Below are 16493 nucleotides of genomic sequence, written 5' to 3' on the forward strand. Positions count from 1 at the left end.
ACCCGCGGAAAAATTCAGTGAGCGTGCAGCGCACGCTCGGCGCTGCTTCAGTGGGAATAATCGCGCGCGCCGAAGATCGCGGTGCCGACGCGCACGATCGTCGCGCCCTCGAGCACGGCCGCTTCGAGATCCGCCGACATGCCCATCGACAACGTATCGAGCGCGAGCCCGTCGGCGCGCAGGCGCTCGAACAGCTCGCGCAACGCGCGATGTGGTGCGCGTTGCGCAGCGAGATCGTCGGCCGGTTCGGGAATCGACATCAGCCCGCGCAACTTCAGCTTCGGCAACGCGGCGATCTGCTGCGCGATCTGCGCCGCCTCGGCGATAGCGACGCCGCTTTTCGATGCCTCGCCGCTGACGTTGATCTGCAGGCAGACGTTCAGCGGCGGCAGATGATCGGGCCGCTGCTCCGACAGCCGCTGCGCGATCTTCAGGCGATCGACCGAATGCACCCAGTCGAAATGCTCGGCGACGGGGCGCGTCTTGTTCGATTGCAGCGGCCCGATGAAATGCCATTCGAGCGACGCGCGCAGATCGGCGAGCGTGTCGATCTTGTCGAGCGATTCCTGCACGTAGTTCTCGCCGAACGCGCGTTGACCGGCCGCATGGGCGGCGCGCACGGCATCGGCGGGAAACGTCTTGGAGACCGCGAGCAGCATCACGGTGTGCGGATCGCGGCCGGCCGCTTGCGCGGCCCGGGCGATGCGCTGCTGCACGTCGGCGAGTTGATGAGCGAGATGTTGATCCAGATCGGACATGGAACGGAACCGGTGTTCGGCGAAAGACGATGCCCCGATTATACGGACAGCATGTGCTCGACCAGTTCGATCCAGTGTGCGACCGGCGTCGATGTGCCGCTCTGCAGATGCGCGATGCAGCCGACGTTCGCCGACACGATCACCTGCGGCTCCTGCGCCTGCAGCCGTTCGAGCTTCTGGTCGCGCAACGCGTACGACAGGCGCGGCTGCGTCAGCGAATAGGTGCCGGCCGAGCCGCAGCACAGATGGCTATCCGCGGGCAGACGCACTTCGACGCCGAGCGCATTCAGCAACTGCTCAACCTGGCCGCGAATCTGCTGGCCATGCTGCAGCGTGCAGGGCGGATGAAACGCGACCGTGTGCACCGAGCGACGCCGCGTGATCGCGACCAGCCGTTCCTCGAACTCCGGCAGGATCTCGGCGACATCGCGCGTCAATTCGACGATGCGGCGCGCCTTCTCCGCATAGTGCGGATCGTGACGCAGCAGGTGCGCGTATTCCTTGACCGTCGCGCCGCAGCCCGATGCGTTCATCACGATTGCTTCGGCGCCCTGTTCGACGTACGGCCACCATGCGTCGATGTTCGCGCGCAGGTCGTCGAGCGCTTCGTCGTTGTAGCCGAGATGCAGACGGATCGCGCCGCAGCAGCCGGCCTCGGGCGCGATCACCGTTTCGATGCCGAGCGCGTCGAACACGCGCGCGGTCGCAATGTTCACGTTCGGCATCATCGACGGTTGCACGCAGCCGGCGAGCATCAGCATCTTGCGCTCGTGTTTCGCGCTCGGCCATTCGAGCGGACGCTGGCGCGCGGGCACCTTGTCGCGCAGCTTTTTCGGCAGCAGTCCGCGCACGTGCTGACCGAGGCGCATCGCGGGCGTGAAGATCGCGCTGTTCGGCACGACGCTCGCGAGCAGCCGGCGCATCAAGCGCTGGTTGAGCGGGCGCGTGACCTTCTCTTCGGTGAGCTTGCGGCCGATCTCGACCAGCCGCCCGTATTGGACCCCGGAAGGGCAGGTGGTCTCGCAGTTGCGGCAGGTCAGGCAGCGGTCGAGATGAACCTGCGTGCTGCGCGTGACCGGCGCACCTTCGACCATCTGCTTGATCAGATAGATGCGCCCGCGTGGGCCGTCGAGTTCGTCGCCGAGCAGTTGATAGGTCGGGCAGGTCGCGGTGCAGAAGCCGCAATGTACGCATTTGCGCAGGATGGCGTCAGCTTCGTTGCCATCGGGCGTATTGCGAATGAAGTCCGCGAGGTTGGTTTGCATCGCGTCGCTCAGAAGTCGGAGTAGAGACGGCCGCGATTGAAGATGCGGGCCGGATCGAAGGCGTGTTTGAGGCCGCGATGGATTTTCATCAGCGGCGCGGGTAGCGGCGTGAACACGCCGGCGCTGCGATCGTAGCCGTGGCCGCTGCGGAAGATGGTTGCGTGGCCGCCGGCCTGCTTCGCGCTGATGCGCACGGTTTGCGCGTCGGTGTCGGTGATCCACCAGCGCTGGCCGCCGCCCCATTCCATCAGTTGCGCGCCGGGCAATTGCAGCGGCTCTGTGATGGTGGGCAACGCGAGACGCCACAGCGCGGCTTTCGGCGGAATCGCCGCGAAGAACGAATCGGTCTGCTCGCGCAGGCCGGCCCAGAAACGCTCGGCTTCGACCGCATCGACGACCTCGCCGCCGAGCGCCGTGCGCGCCGACTTGACCGCCGCCTCCGAGCCGCCGAGCCGCACCGCGAGCGTGCCATTGCGCCATGCGCTGGCAGTGATCGGCAGCGGCCGGCCGCCCCATTCGTTGAGCTTGCGCACCGCGTCGGTACCGTTCATGTCGAACTTCAGCGTGGCTTCGACCTGCGGACGCGGCAGCACCTTGACCGACAGTTGGAGCATCAGTCCGAGCGTGCCGAGCGAACCCGCGAGCAGACGCGACACGTCATAGCCCGCGACGTTTTTCACGACCTGACCGCCGAAATGCAGCGTCTGCCCCTGACCGTTCATGACGACCGCGCCGAGCACGAAGTCGCGCGCGGCGCCGACCGCCGGGCGACGCGGACCGGAAATGCCGGCCGCGATGCAGCCGCCGAAGGTGGCCTGCGGACCGAAGTGAGGCGGCTCGAACGCCAGCATCTGATCGTGCTCGGCGAGCGCGGCTTCGATTTCCAGCAGGGGCGTGCCGGCGCGCGCGGTGATCACGAGCTCGGCCGGATCGTACGCGATGATGCCGCGATAAGCGCGCGTGTCGAGGATTTCACCTTCCAGCGTCTGACCATACCAGTCTTTGGTGCCGCCGCCGCGGATGCGCAGCGCGCGTCCCTCGGCGCTGGCCGAACGTACGCGCTCGGACCATACGGCGACGATGTCGTCCTCTTCCATGGTGTCCTGCTCGTTGTGTTTCGATTGATTGTACCGGGCGGGGGCTCGCTGGCAACCCGGAGCGGACCCGCATCGGCGTATTGGCCGAAGGGGAGCGCCGGGTGTTGCGCCGATCGCGTTGATCGCCTCGGCCGCGTCGGCGACCTGAGGAGCCGGCCGGCGCGGCGCGCGATTATGCGCGATGCGAGCGATGAAGCTTAGAACCGCGGCAGCTCGGGATGAGGCAGCAGCCCGCCGCGCACGTGCATCTTGCCGTATTCGGCGCAGCGCGCACGCGTGGGGATGCCCTTGTCCGGGTTCAGCAGGCCGGGGGCGTCGAAGGCGCGCTTGACCGCGTGAAAAGCGTCGCGCTCCTCGGGCGAGAACTGTACGCACATCGAATTGATCTTCTCGATGCCGACGCCGTGTTCGCCCGTCACCGTGCCGCCGAGTTCGACACACGCTTCGAGGATGTCGCAACCGAATTCCTCGGCGCGGTGCCACTCGTCCTGATCGTTGCCGTTGAAGAGAATCAACGGGTGCATGTTGCCATCACCGGCATGGAACACGTTGATGCAACGCAGCCGGTACTTTTTCTCCATCTCCTCGATACGCGCGAGCAGCGGTCCGATACTGCGGCGCGGCACGGTGCCGTCCATGCAGTAGTAGTCGGGCGAGATGCGGCCGGCGGCCGGGAACGCGTTCTTGCGGCCCGACCAGAAACGCAGCCGTTCCGCCTCCGAGCGCGAAATCTGGATGCGGGTCGCGCCGTGTTCGCGCAGCACCGCGGTCATGCGCACGATCTCGTTGGCGACTTCCTCGGGCGTGCCGTCCGATTCGCACAGCAGGATCGCCGCCGCGTCGAGGTCGTAGCCGGCGTTGACGAATTCCTCGACCGCGCGCGTGGCCGGCTTGTCCATCATCTCGAGGCCGGCCGGAATGATGCCCGCCGCGATGATGCCGGCGACCGCGTCGCCGCCTTTGATGACGTCGTCGAAGCTCGCCATGATGACCTGCGCGGTTTGCGGCTTCGGGATCAGCTTGACAGTGACTTCGGTGACGATCGCGAACATGCCTTCGCTGCCGATCAGCACCGCGAGCAGATCGAGCCCCGGCGCATCCGGCGCGAGCGAGCCGAACTCGACGATCTCGCCTTCCATCGTGACCGCGCGCACGCGCAGCACGTTGTGCACGGTCAGGCCGTACTTCAGGCAATGCACGCCGCCGGAATTCTCGGACACGTTGCCGCCGATCGTGCAGGCGATCTGCGACGACGGGTCCGGCGCGTAGTAAAGCCCGTATGGCGCCGCCGCTTCGGAAATCGCGAGATTGCGCACGCCGGGCTGCACGGTCGCGGTCCGCGCATACGAGTCGACTTCGACGATCTTCCGGAAGCGCGCAAGCGATACGACCACGCCGTGCGGAATCGGCATCGCGCCGCCGGACAGGCCCGTGCCCGCGCCGCGCGGCACGATCGGCACTTCGAGCCGGTGGCAGATCTGGACGATGCGCTGCACCTGCGATTCGGTTTCCGGCAGCGCGACCGCGAGCGGCAGGCGCCGGTAGGCGGCGAGGCCGTCGCATTCGTACGCGACGGTGTCTTCTTCGCGATACAGCAGACAGTGGGTCGGCAACACGGCCATCAGCGCCTGCACGACTTCGCGCTGACGCTGCGCGAGTACTTCGGCCGACAGTTCAGCGGGTGCGTTCATGTGACTCGTCTCCTCGTGGCTTTCGCCGTTCCGGCTCTTCATGCGAGCCGGCAGTTGCAAGCGGCCCTGCGGTAAGCCACTCCACTCGAAGCCGGCGCGGCAGCCGCTGACACACTGCCGCGCCCAGCCTGGCCCGAGCTATGTCAGGCCGCCCAGGCGAAGATCTTGCCCGGGTTCATCAGATTGCGCGGATCGAGCGCGTGCTTGATCGAGCGCATTGTGTCGACCGCGATGTCGCCGTGTTCTTCGAGCAGGAAGGCCATCTTGTGCAAACCGACGCCATGCTCGCCGGTGCAGGTGCCGTCCATACGCAGCGCGCGCTGCACGATGCGATGGTTCAGCCGTTCGGCTTCCTCGAGTTCTTCGGGCTTGTCCGGATCGATCAGGATCGCGACGTGGAAGTTGCCGTCGCCGACATGGCCGACGATCGGGCAGGGCAGCGGCGACGCCTTCAGGTCCTGCTCCGTTTCGACCACGCATTCGGCTAGGCGCGAGATTGGCACGCAGACGTCGGTTGTGACCGCGCGGCAGCCGGGCTTCAGTTGCAGCATCGCGAAATAGGCGTTGTGACGCGCGTTCCACAGACGGCTGCGGTCTTCGGGCCGGGTCGCCCACTCGAAGCCTTCGCCGGCATTCTGCGTGGCGATTTCCTGCACGAGCTCGGCCTGTTCTTTCACGCTGGCCTCGGTGCCGTGGAATTCGAAGAACAGCGTCGGCGCTTCGCGCAACGTCAGGTTGGAGTGGCGATTGATCGAGCGGATCGCGAGCGAATCGACGAATTCGACGCGCGCGATCGGCACGCCGATCTGGATCGTCTCGATAACGGCGCGCACCGCATCGCCCATCGACGGGAACGCGCACACCGCGGCCGACACCGCTTCGGGCTGCGGATACAGACGCAGCGTGATTTCGGTAATCACGCCGAGCGTGCCTTCCGAGCCGACGAACAGACGCGTGAGGTCATATCCCGCCGACGACTTGCGCGCGCGCGTGCCGGTTTTGATCACGCGACCATCGGCGAGCACGACCGTCAGGCCGAGCACGTTCTCGCGCATCGTGCCGTAGCGCACGGCGTTGGTGCCGGACGCGCGCGTGGCCGACATGCCGCCGATGCTCGCGTCCGCGCCCGGGTCGATCGGGAAGAACAGGCCGGTGTCGCGCAACGCTTCGTTCAGCTGCTTGCGCGAGATGCCGGGCTCGACGGTGACGGTCAGGTCTTCGGCGTTGATCGACAACACCCGGTTCATTGCCGACAGATCGATCGACACGCCGCCCTGCACCGCGAGCAGATGCCCTTCGAGCGATGAGCCGTTGCCGTACGGAATGATCGGCACGTCGTGGCGCCCGCAGAGTTTGACGACGGTTTGCACGTCTTCGGTCGTGCGCGCGAAGACGACGGCGTCGGGCAGTTGCGGATCGAACGGCGACTCGTCGCGGCCGTGATGAGCGCGCACGGCTTCGGCCACCGACACGCGTTCGCCGAAGGCGGCCTTCAGTTCGTTCAGCAACTCGGCGGGAAATGGCCGGCGCAGCGGGGCCGGCGGTACGGGATGATTCACTGATGTCTCCTCAAATCTTTCGGATGCAGCCTGTCTGCAGCAGGTTTTTCATTTTACGCCGTTCGCCCGCGAACCGGCGCCAGGCGGGCTCCCGCCCATATAATGGCGACGCTTTCGCGATGCGCGCAATATGGATAAACGTGATGCGTGCATCGTCACTGAACCTTACGGAGACATCATGGGCAATCGCCTGAGCAAGATCGCCACTCGCACCGGCGACGACGGTACCACCGGTCTCGGCGACGGCCGCCGCGTGCGCAAGGACAGCGCGCGCATTGCCGCGATCGGCGATGTCGACGAACTCAATTCGAATCTCGGCGTGCTGCTGTGCGAGAGCCTGCCCGACAACGTACGCGCGGCGCTGGTCGCGATCCAGCACGATCTGTTCGATCTGGGCGGCGAGCTGTGCATTCCCGGCCACACGATGATTACCGAGCGCCATCTGGCCCAGCTCGACGGCTGGCTCGCCGACTACAACGCCGCGCTGCCGCCGCTGAAGGAATTCATTCTGCCCGGCGGTTCGCGCGCAGCTGCGCTCGCGCATGTATGCCGGACCGTTTGCCGCCGTGCGGAACGTGCGATCGTCGCGCTTGGCGAACACGAAGCGATCAACGCGGCGCCGCGTCAGTACGTGAACCGGCTGTCCGATTTGCTGTTCGTGCTGGCGCGCGTGCTCAATCGCGCCGACGGCGGCACCGACGTACTGTGGCAGCACGATCGCGGCACGCATTGAACGACGGGGCGCCAGCGCGTATAGGCAACACGCGGGCCGCCACGCAAAGGCAGCGACTCAACCGACGGCCAGCGTGACCGGCTTGCCGATACGGCTCAGCATTTCGACGAGGGTGTCGATCGTGAACTTGGTGGTTTTCTTGTTGACGACGTCGGACACGCGCGGCCGCGACACCATCAGAATTTCAGCCGCCTCGGCCTGCTTCAGATGATGCTGCTCGATCCAGCTGGACAGCTCGGTCATCAGCTGTTCCTTGAGCAGCCGCGTGTCGTTGATCTGTTTTTGCGACGCGACGTGCAGACGTTTCGCTTCTTCGGCGGAAAAGCCGAGTTCGAGGAACACGTTCGCGCCGGGTCGGGTTACGTGACGAATTTTGGTGTCGATCGTCATGGCTGAGTGGTCCTGTAAAGAGTGATGGCGCGGTAGCGCGTTTCGGCGATTTTCCGGTCGCGCAGCCCGAGCTTTTGCGTTTTCTTCTGAAAACAGTGCAGCACGTAGAGCGCTTCGGCGTATTTGGTCACGTACATCACGCGAAAAATGCCGCCCTCGTCCTGGATGCGAATTTCGCGCGTTCCCGCGCCAATCGACTCGAACGGTTTCCAGTCGTCCGGGTCGAGTCCAGACTGAATCTTGTGAAGCTGAAACCCCGCCAGACGACGCGCTTCGTCTGGAAAGGCGAGCAAATCGCGATAGCTGGAGCCAAGCCAGCGAATTTCTTTTTCCTGCTCCATCGCCGCCTCATGTATAAAATATTATACGCAATCTCCCACCCGGTCAACTCATCCATGCAACCGGGGAACGAGTCGTTACGGTATCGAGACGGCTGTCCGAGCACCATTCGTCCGAATGACCAATAAAAAACCCGGTTCGGGATCGAACCGGGTTTTGCTGTGGACTACTGACAAGGTGCCGCGCCGGCGGCGCGGCAGATGTTCAGTTGCCGCTGCCGCGTGCCACGCGGCGCTGCCGGACCGCTTCGGCGAGGCCTTCGAGCACGGCGATGCTTTCGTCCCAACCGATGCACGCATCGGTAATGCTCTGGCCGTACGTGAGTTCGCGGCCTTCCAGCAGATCCTGGCGACCCGCCACGAGGTGCGACTCCACCATCACGCCGACGATGCGCTCGTCGCCCGCGGCGATCTGACGGCCGATGTCCGCGCACACCGGAATCTGGTTCTCATGTTTCTTCGAGCTGTTCGCGTGGCTCGCGTCGATCATCAGACGCGCGGCGAGACCCGCCTTGCCGATATCGGCGCAGGCCGCGTTCACGCTGTCCGCGTCGTAGTTCGGCGTCTTGCCGCCGCGCAGGATCACGTGGCAGTCCTCATTGCCGGCGGTCGACACGATCGCCGAGTGGCCGCCCTTCGTGACCGACAGGAAATGGTGCGGCTGCGACGCGGCCTTGATCGCGTCGACGGCGATCTTGACGTTGCCGTCCGTGCCGTTCTTGAAGCCGACCGGGCACGACAGGCCCGACGCGAGTTCGCGATGCACCTGCGATTCGGTCGTGCGCGCGCCGATCGCGCCCCACGAGATCAGGTCCGCGATGTACTGCGGGCTGATCATGTCGAGGTATTCGGTGCCGGCCGGCAGGCCGAGTTCGTTGATGCGCAACAGCAGCTCGCGCGCGGTGCGCAGACCTTCGTTGATCTTGAAGCTGTTGTCCATGTGCGGGTCGTTGATGAGACCCTTCCAGCCCACCGTGGTGCGCGGCTTTTCGAAGTACACGCGCATCACGATTTCGAGTTCGCCGGCGAAGCGCTTGCGCTGCTCGATCAGACGACCCGCGTAGTCGAGCGCGGCCTTGGTGTCGTGAATCGAGCACGGTCCGATCACGACGATCAGACGGTCGTCCATGCCGTGCAGGATGCGATGCATCGCGTTGCGCGAGTTGTAGATCACGTTCGACACCGTTTCGTCGCAGGCGAATTCGCGGATCAGGTGAGCGGGCGGCGTGAGTTCTTTCAATTCGCGGATGCGGACATCGTCGGTATTGTGCGGGGGCATGGAGTTCTCCTGAATCGGTTTGTAGCGTGTCTATGAAGCAGTTTCAAAAGCGTGAGGCGAAAAAAAACCGCCAGGCTGGCTGGCGGTTTTTCGGGAATTCTCGGTGTCCTGCGTGCACTAACACCCCTCTCGATCCGCCAGCGGTCTGAGATACCAAAAAAAGTAAAAATAAAACTTGGCGGACATGGCGGGATGGAATGCGTCGCTGGTCAAAAAAGGGTGAGTGACTTTATAACCCGGTACAGGCTCGGCTGACAAGCCGGGAGGCTTGAAAATGCGGAAAATCCGCACACTTCGCGCTTTTCATGCGCGAAATGTGCGTTTTCTGCAAAATCAGGCCGTGCCGCCGACCGTCATCTTCTCGATGCGCAGCGTCGGCTGACCGACGCCCACCGGCACGCTCTGGCCTTCCTTGCCGCACACGCCGACGCCCGAATCGAGCTTCATGTCGTTGCCGATCATCGTCACGTACTTCAGCGATTCCGGGCCGCTGCCGATCAGCGTCGCGCCCTTGACCGGATACGTGATCTTGCCGTTCTCGATCATGTATGCCTCGGAGGCCGAGAACACGAACTTGCCGTTGGTGATGTCGACCTGGCCGCCACCGAAGTTCACCGCGTAGAGGCCGTTCTTCACGGACTCGAGGATTTCCTGCGGATCCTTGTCGCCGTTGAGCATGTAGGTGTTGGTCATGCGCGGCATCGGCAGGGCTGCGTACGATTCGCGGCGCGCGTTGCCGGTGATCGGCATCTTCATCAGCCGCGCGTTCAGCGAGTCCTGGATATAGCCCTTCAGGATGCCGTCCTCGATCAGCGTCGTGCACTGGGTCGGGTTGCCTTCGTCGTCGATATTGAGCGAGCCGCGGCGGTTCGGCAGCGTGCCGTCGTCGACCACGGTCACGCCCTTCGCGGCGACCTGCTCGCCGATGCGTCCCGCGAACGCCGACGAACCCTTGCGGTTGAAGTCGCCTTCGAGCCCGTGGCCAATCGCCTCGTGCAGCAGCACGCCGGGCCAGCCCGGGCCGAGCACGACGGTCATCGCGCCGGCCGGCGCCGGACGCGCGTCGAGATTGACGAGCGCCGAGTGCACCGCGTCGTCGACATAGCGCGACAGCACTTCGTCGGTGAAATAGCCGTAGTCGAAACGGCCGCCGCCGCCGCCGCTGCCGATTTCGCGCCGGCCGTTCTGTTCGGCGATCACCGTGACCGACACGCGCACGAGCGGCCGGATGTCGGCCGCGAAGCCGCCGTCGCTGCGCGCGACCAGCACCACGTCGTATTCGCCGGCGAGGCCCGCCATCACCTGCTGGATGCGCGGATCGCGGCCGCGCGCCATCTGTTCGATGCGCTCGAGCAGCTTGACCTTGGCGGTCGCGTCGAGCGATTGCAGCGGATCGGACGGCAGATACAGATCGCGCCCGGCGATGCCGGTCAGCGACGACGCCACCTTGATCTTCTGCTTGCCGCCGCCCGCCTTGGCGATCGCGCGCGTGGCGATCGCAGCCTGGCGGATCGCTTCGGGCGACAGGTCGTCCGAGTACGCGAATGCGGTGCGGTCGCCCGACACGGCGCGCACGCCGACGCCCTGATCGATGCTGAAGCTGCCCGACTTCACGATGCCTTCCTCGAGGCTCCATGCCTCGCTGCGGGTGGCCTGGAAGTAGAGGTCCGCGTAGTCGACGCGGTGCGTGAAGATTTCGGCGAGCGTGCGCGTGAGCAGCGATTCGTCGAGACCGTAGGGCGTGAGGAGGATGTCCTTGGCGGCGGCGAGATTACGGATACCGGGTTCGATGATGTTCATGCGAAGTATGTTCTGCTCGATACGAAGGGGTCGGGGAGCGCCTGAGTCGCTATATGCGTGACAGGCGCCGCAGTTTCAATGTCGGTTTCAAGGTCGATTCAGGCCAGCACGCGATGACGCCATGCCGGCAGGCTCTGCCGCACTTCGTCGAGGCGCGCGCGCTCGAGATTGCCGGCGACCACGCCGGCGCCTTCGTCGCGCACCGCGACGATCTCGCCCCACGGGTCGATCAGCATGCTGTGGCCCCAGGTGCGGCGGCCGTTTTCATGTTTGCCGCCTTGCGCGGCGGCCAGCACGTAGCACTGGTTTTCGACCGCGCGGGCGCGCAGCAGCAGCTCCCAGTGCGCGCGGCCGGTCGTGTACGTGAACGCCGACGGCACCACGATCAGCGCGCAGTCGCCCATGCGCCGGTACAGCTCCGGAAAGCGCAGATCGTAGCAGACCGACAGGCCGACCCGCCCGAACGGCGCCTCGAAGCTGCGCACGTCGGTGCCGGGGCGGATCGTGCGGGCTTCGTCGAACGATTCCTCGCCTTTCTCGAAATTGAACAGGTGAATCTTGTCGTAGCGCGCGGCTTCGTTGCCGTCCGGGCCGAACACGAGCGTCGTGTTCAGCACCCGCGATGCCTCCGGCGCGGTCAGCGGCAGCGTGCCGCCGATCACCCAGACCTTGTGGCGGCGCGCGGCGTCGGCCAGAAAGCGCTGGATCGGGCCGTCCTGGTAGGGCTCGCGCACGGCGAGCTTGTCCGTGTCCTTGAAGCCCATGAAGCAGAAATATTCAGGCAGCAGCACGAGTTGCGCGCCGTCGGCGGCGGCTTCGGCGATCAGGCGTTCGGCATCGGCGAGATTGCGCCCGCGATCCGGCGTGCTGACCATCTGCAGCGCGGCGACCCGGAAGGGGCTGACGAAGGGGCCGCTGGATGCCGCGGCGGGCGAGGAAGAAGAGACGTGTGTTTCGCTCATGAGCGTGTCGAAAGGCTCCCGGCTGGGCGGCGGCTGGTGGTGCGGCCGCTGTCTGCGTCGTTCAGGGCTGGCATGGCCGGGGTCGACGCGCTGAGAGTCGGGGGGAGGTACCTGCAGGTCGGCGCACGACCCGCCGGAACAGCCCACGCAACCGGCAAACTCAGTGCGCTTCCACGGTCGAAGCCGGAGCGTCCATCTTACCCCGTTCGGTCGTCACCCGCTCGACGTGCGGTTTCGACCACGAACCGGTGATCGCGTACTCGCGCGCGAACACGTGCGAGACCGAATGCGCGAACGCGATATCGGCGATCAGCGCGCCCAGCCCGAGCAGCGGATTGACGACCGTCGCGGCGACCACCGCGGCCCCCGCGCTGACGGTCGGCACCACGTGCAGGTGCAGGTCCTGGGTCTTCTGCGCGATGTCGACGGAGCCCGTCATCTCCGCGCGCGCCGGCGCGGTCACCATCCTGAAGTCGTCGGTGCGGCCGATGCCGTTATGGATCTGCGCGGTGCCGGTTACGCTCGAGAACGGCAGCCCTTCGCCGAGCACGTCGCGGAAATCGAGCGTGGCGATACGCGCGAGGCTTTGCAGGCTCAGCACGCCGAGCAGCGTGGCGACGCCCGGGTCGACCTTGAGGATCTGGCCGTGGTGCATATCGAGCGCGAGGTTGCCGTTCAGCGTCGAGTAATCGATCGTGGTCGGGCCGCCTTGCCACACCACCTTGCCGGCGAGCGTGCCGCTGCCTTTCTTCAGCGTCTTCGGCTGGCCGAGGCGTTCGAGCAGCGCGCCGGCGTCCTTGACGTCGAGCTTGAAGTCGAACACGGTGCGGCGCGGCGTGGCTTCGTCGGCGGAGGTGGGCAGCTCGGTCGAGGTGCGCCAGTTCGCGGTCGCGCTGAGCGTCGCGTCGGGGTTCGTCACGTCGAACTTGTCGAGCTGCCAGACCGGCACGCCGTTTTCGTCGAAGTTGTGCGCATTGACTTCCAGCCGACCGACGTTGCGATCGCGCACGATCAGCTCGTTGACGACCAGATCGATCGACGGCATGTTCAGCGCGGGCGCGGACATCGCCGGGCCGAGCAGATCCTTGTCGGCGACCGCCGGAATCACGACCCGCGCAAAGCGTGCCTCCAGCGCGCCGGGCGACTCGCGGGTCGCGCCCGGCAGCCACGACACGTGGCCGGACACCTGGTTCGACGCGATATTGGCCTGCCACGCGCGGTCCGCGCGCGACGCGCCGACGATCACGTTGTCCCAGTGACGCTTGAGCAGCGTCAGCGCGTCGATGTGCAGCGCGAAGCGGCTCGGCAGGAATTGCGCGAGCGCGGGATTCTGCGCGGGGGAGGGTGAGGGCGCGGGGGGCGACGCGGATGAGGACGTCGTGGCCGGCACTGCCGGCGCGCCGCTGGCGCTGGTTGCACTCGCGGTACTAGCGGCGCCCGCAGAGCTGGTGGAGCTGGCGCCACCAGCCGCTCCACCACGCAGTTGCGCGATGAGCGCGCGCCAGGCGTCGGCGTTCAGTTCCTTGATATCGACCGCCGCGACCACGCCCTCGGACGGCAGATCGGCCGGCCGGTTCACGCCGATCGCGCCGCGCACGACCGTCGGCGGCGTATTGGGCTGGACTTTCGGCTGATAGCGCAGCAGATACGCGGCGGCGATCGGCCCGAAGGTCAGGTCGGCGCGCTCCAGACCGGCTTCGTCCGCCTCCGTCGACGGATTCACCGAGAAATGCAGCGGCATCGGCGTGCCGACCGGCTTGTTGAACGGCGCGGGGAAGTCGAGCGCGAGGCCGGTCAGGTCGGAGTCGGCGCTGACTTCCGGCAGGCGGCCCTTCGCGCCGTTGACGTTCAGCGCATACGGCGCGCTACCGCTCATATGGGTGAGCACCTGGGCGGCCGGGCCATGCAGATCGAGGCCGCGCGCGGCGTCGACCGCGACGTGGCCGTCGAGTGCGAGCGCGTAGGTACCGTTCTGCCGCAAGCCTCCGTTCGCGTGCACGTCGCCGCCGAGGAATTGCCCGGAGAGCCGCTCGACCTCGGCCGTGCGTTCGGTGAAGCTCACCCGGCCGTTCAGTTGCGACAGCGGCGGCACGTTATTCATGCTCAGCCGGTTGTTCTGGAAACCGAGCGCGCCTTCCACGCCGATGTGCGGCCTCGGCGTGCGCGGAATCGTCAGCTTCAGCGCGAGCGTCGCTGGCCCTTCGGCGCGGATCTTCTCGGTCTGGTGCCGCGCCATGATGCCGAGCGAGCTGCCGTTCACATAGTCGAGCATGTCGGCGAGCGGGCCGCGGCCGTTGCCCTGGATGATCAGGTTCGAGCTTTTCGTGCCGAGATCGTCGATACGGCCGTTCACGCCGGTCAGCGCGACGCGCTTGTAACGCCCACGGTCGATGTCGAAGCGCAGCACGTTCTGTTTCATCTCGAACTTGCCGTCGATGCCGTCGAGCGGCGGCCATACGTTCGGCGTGCCGTTGCGCATGTTGCGCGGCGGGTAGGGCGTCGGGTCGAACTTGCCGCCGGTGAACGGCGCGACGATATGGAAGATGCCGGCGTCAGGATCGCGCGAGTACGGGAATTTGGTCAGGTCGCCGTGGATCTCGATCGTGCCGCCGCGCGACATACCCGCCTGCAGCCCGTGGCCCAGATAGATGCGCAGCTTTTCGCTGACCGCGGTCGGCAGATAACGGGCGATGCGCGCCACCTGCGCGCGCTGGAAGTCGGCTTTCAGATCCAGCGAGCCGCGTCCGTGGCCGGGGTTGCTGTAGTTCGCCGTCGCGCTTGCATCGACGTCCGGGTTCGACACACGGAAGTCGGTCAGCTTGACCGCGAACCCAGGACGCCCTTCGCCCGGCGCCTTCGGCAGCATCGTCCAGTCGGCGCGGCCGTGCAGACGGTCGAGCAGCAGGCGCGGATCGTCGAACACGCCCGGTAGCGTGATGGCCAGCTTCGAGGTGTCGAGCAGCGCGTGGCCGCCTTTTTCGTCGGCGTCGACGCTGCCCCACAGGTTCTCGAGGCCCGGAATGCCGGCGCGCGGATGGCCGCGCGGCGTGAGCCCCGGTCCCGGCTCCTGCGCGGCGAAGCTGATGCCCTGCAGATCGCCCTTGAAGCGATATCGTTCGATCGGCTCCGAGCCCGCCGGCCGGTGATCGCTGCCGACCTCGCCCGATTCCGGCTTGCCGCGCTCGACCTCGATCAGGTAATTGGCGACGAGCCCACGCGGATTGATGCGCACGAGTTCGTTCAGGAAATGGCGCGGCAGCGGCAGCGCGCGGCTGAATTCGGCGAGGATGCCGAGATCGACGCGGTCGCCGCCGACGCTCAGCAGCTGTCCGCGCTGCTGCGACGCGGTCCGGTAGCGGCTGTCGAGGAGCTCGAACTGCAAGATGCGGGTGAGCGGCGTGCCGTCGTCGAGCGGCGGCTGGCCGAGTTCGGCGCGCAGATCGGTGAGTTGCAGCCGGAAGTCGCCCTGGTTCGCCTCGACGCGCCACAGGAAATGGGCGACCGGCACGAGCAGTTTCGGCTGCGTCGGACGCACGCGCAGCGCGACGTCGTTGCCGCTCAACTGGCCGTTCGCGCTCGTCATGCGGCCGTCGCTGAAGTCGATCCAGATCGCGTTGTCGATGCGGCCGGCGAAGGTCTCGATCGGGAACTTGACGTAGCGCGCGAGCGCCGGCAGATCGACCGGGCCGGTCGAGACGTAGGCCTGGCCGGTCCAGTTGATCGGCTTGCCGATTGCGGAGAGCGGCGTGTGGCGAAAGTGCGTGCGGAAGTCGAGCGGGCCGTGCAGCACCTGGCCGTCCGGCGGCGCCTGGAGCGCCATGCGATGGTCGTAGCCGTCGTTCAGAATCGCGATGCGGATGTCGCGCAGCGCGATTTCGGGGGCGTCGCGGGTCGCGTCGCGCCAGCGCAGCACGCCGCCGCGCACGACGATCGCCTGCTGGCGCAACAGCCACGTGGACAACGCGTCGTTGCCGCTGTGACGGGTCGGCACCGGCACGCCCGCCACCGACAGCACGCCGTCGTCGCCACGCGACACCAGCACGTCCGGCTGATCGACGATCAGGCTCGACAGCGTCGGATGAAACTGCCACAACGAGCGCCATGACACGGTGGCGGTGGCGTGCGGAATCGTCAGCGCGGGGCGGCCGTCGTGATCGCGGATGACAAGGTTTGTAACATCGAGTCCAGGCTGGAAGCCGCTCCAGTGCGGCGCCAGCCGGCCGATCGTGAACGGGGTGCGCAGCTTCTCTGAGACCGCGGCTTCGATGCGCGGGCGGAACGTGTCGATGCGCGGCAACACCACGTAGCGCAAGCCGAGGAACAGTCCCGTCGCGATGAAATACAGGACGAGCGCGAGCGTAAGAACCACGCGCAAAGTCCGACGCAGCACGACGTGGTCACTTCCGCTCACATGCCGGACCTGCTGCTGTTCGTGCGGGTCGGCGGATTCGTTTCGCTCGGACATGCTGCGGCGGCTGGGCGTATGGTAGTTTTGCGAGATTAACGACGAAATGTAACACACGGAAAAGGCTCGGCGGACCTCCTGCAAACCCTGTCCGCACGCCGCGCAACGGCCGTCGACGGGCAATCCGCGAAGGCCGCCGCCCGTACCCGCCGGCGC

The 16493-nt window shown here is 66.3% G+C and carries 12 protein-coding genes; 1 reads left to right on the plus strand and 11 read right to left on the minus strand.

Annotation, left to right across the window (positions count from 1 at the left end):
* Positions 1-47: 47 nt before the first annotated feature.
* The 5 genes from HHL14_RS07625 to HHL14_RS07645 form a co-directional block, all read right to left on the minus strand.
* Complete coding sequence (locus HHL14_RS07625; protein WP_169496987.1) at positions 48-758, minus strand: YggS family pyridoxal phosphate-dependent enzyme; 711 nt, start codon at positions 756-758, stop codon at positions 48-50.
* A 38-nt stretch (positions 759-796) separates the two neighbouring features.
* Entirely contained in the window at positions 797-2023 is a 1227-nt protein-coding gene (gene glcF, locus HHL14_RS07630; protein ID WP_169496988.1) for a glycolate oxidase subunit GlcF, read from the minus strand.
* A gap of 8 nt (positions 2024-2031) precedes the next feature.
* Positions 2032-3120 carry a glycolate oxidase subunit GlcE gene (gene glcE / locus HHL14_RS07635; RefSeq protein WP_169496989.1) on the minus strand — a complete coding sequence of 363 codons (1089 nt, stop codon included), beginning with the start codon at positions 3118-3120 and terminating at the stop codon, positions 2032-2034.
* A 197-nt stretch (positions 3121-3317) separates the two neighbouring features.
* Positions 3318-4811: an FAD-linked oxidase C-terminal domain-containing protein gene (locus HHL14_RS07640; protein ID WP_169496990.1), complete on the minus strand. Its 1494-nt coding sequence runs from the start codon at positions 4809-4811 to the stop codon at positions 3318-3320.
* Between the two features lie 143 nt (positions 4812-4954).
* A complete protein-coding gene (locus tag HHL14_RS07645; RefSeq protein WP_169496991.1) occupies positions 4955-6370 on the minus strand; it encodes an FAD-linked oxidase C-terminal domain-containing protein in 1416 nt (471 codons plus the stop codon).
* Positions 6371-6548: 178 nt separating this feature from the next.
* On the opposite strand from HHL14_RS07645, the gene HHL14_RS07650 reads away from it, so the two are divergent.
* Positions 6549-7103: a cob(I)yrinic acid a,c-diamide adenosyltransferase gene (locus HHL14_RS07650; RefSeq protein ID WP_169496992.1), complete on the plus strand. Its 555-nt coding sequence runs from the start codon at positions 6549-6551 to the stop codon at positions 7101-7103.
* Positions 7104-7160: 57 nt separating this feature from the next.
* On the opposite strand, the gene HHL14_RS07655 is transcribed toward HHL14_RS07650, so the two are convergent.
* The 6 genes from HHL14_RS07655 to HHL14_RS07680 all read right to left on the minus strand — a co-directional run bounded on the left by HHL14_RS07655 (position 7161) and on the right by HHL14_RS07680 (position 16337).
* Positions 7161-7493 (minus strand): helix-turn-helix domain-containing protein, encoded by a 333-nt coding sequence (locus HHL14_RS07655; protein ID WP_169496993.1) that lies wholly within the window; start codon positions 7491-7493, stop codon positions 7161-7163.
* Positions 7490-7834, minus strand: coding sequence for a type II toxin-antitoxin system RelE/ParE family toxin (locus tag HHL14_RS07660; protein WP_169496994.1), 345 nt, complete (start codon positions 7832-7834; stop codon positions 7490-7492). Before HHL14_RS07660 ends, HHL14_RS07655 begins: the two co-directional genes overlap by 4 nt.
* A gap of 202 nt (positions 7835-8036) precedes the next feature.
* Positions 8037-9110 (minus strand): 3-deoxy-7-phosphoheptulonate synthase AroG, encoded by a 1074-nt coding sequence (aroG, locus tag HHL14_RS07665; RefSeq protein ID WP_169496995.1) that lies wholly within the window; start codon positions 9108-9110, stop codon positions 8037-8039.
* A 333-nt stretch (positions 9111-9443) separates the two neighbouring features.
* Positions 9444-10910, minus strand: coding sequence for a metalloprotease TldD (tldD, locus tag HHL14_RS07670; protein ID WP_169496996.1), 1467 nt, complete (start codon positions 10908-10910; stop codon positions 9444-9446).
* 98 nt (positions 10911-11008) lie between these two features.
* Positions 11009-11872 (minus strand): carbon-nitrogen hydrolase family protein, encoded by an 864-nt coding sequence (locus HHL14_RS07675; protein ID WP_169496997.1) that lies wholly within the window; start codon positions 11870-11872, stop codon positions 11009-11011.
* Between the two features lie 160 nt (positions 11873-12032).
* Positions 12033-16337 carry a YhdP family phospholipid transporter gene (locus tag HHL14_RS07680; protein ID WP_169496998.1) on the minus strand — a complete coding sequence of 1435 codons (4305 nt, stop codon included), beginning with the start codon at positions 16335-16337 and terminating at the stop codon, positions 12033-12035.
* Between the last annotated feature and the right edge of the window lie 156 nt (positions 16338-16493).

This window comes from Paraburkholderia antibiotica (assembly GCF_012927125.1).
GTDB lineage: Bacteria > Pseudomonadota > Gammaproteobacteria > Burkholderiales > Burkholderiaceae > Paraburkholderia > Paraburkholderia antibiotica.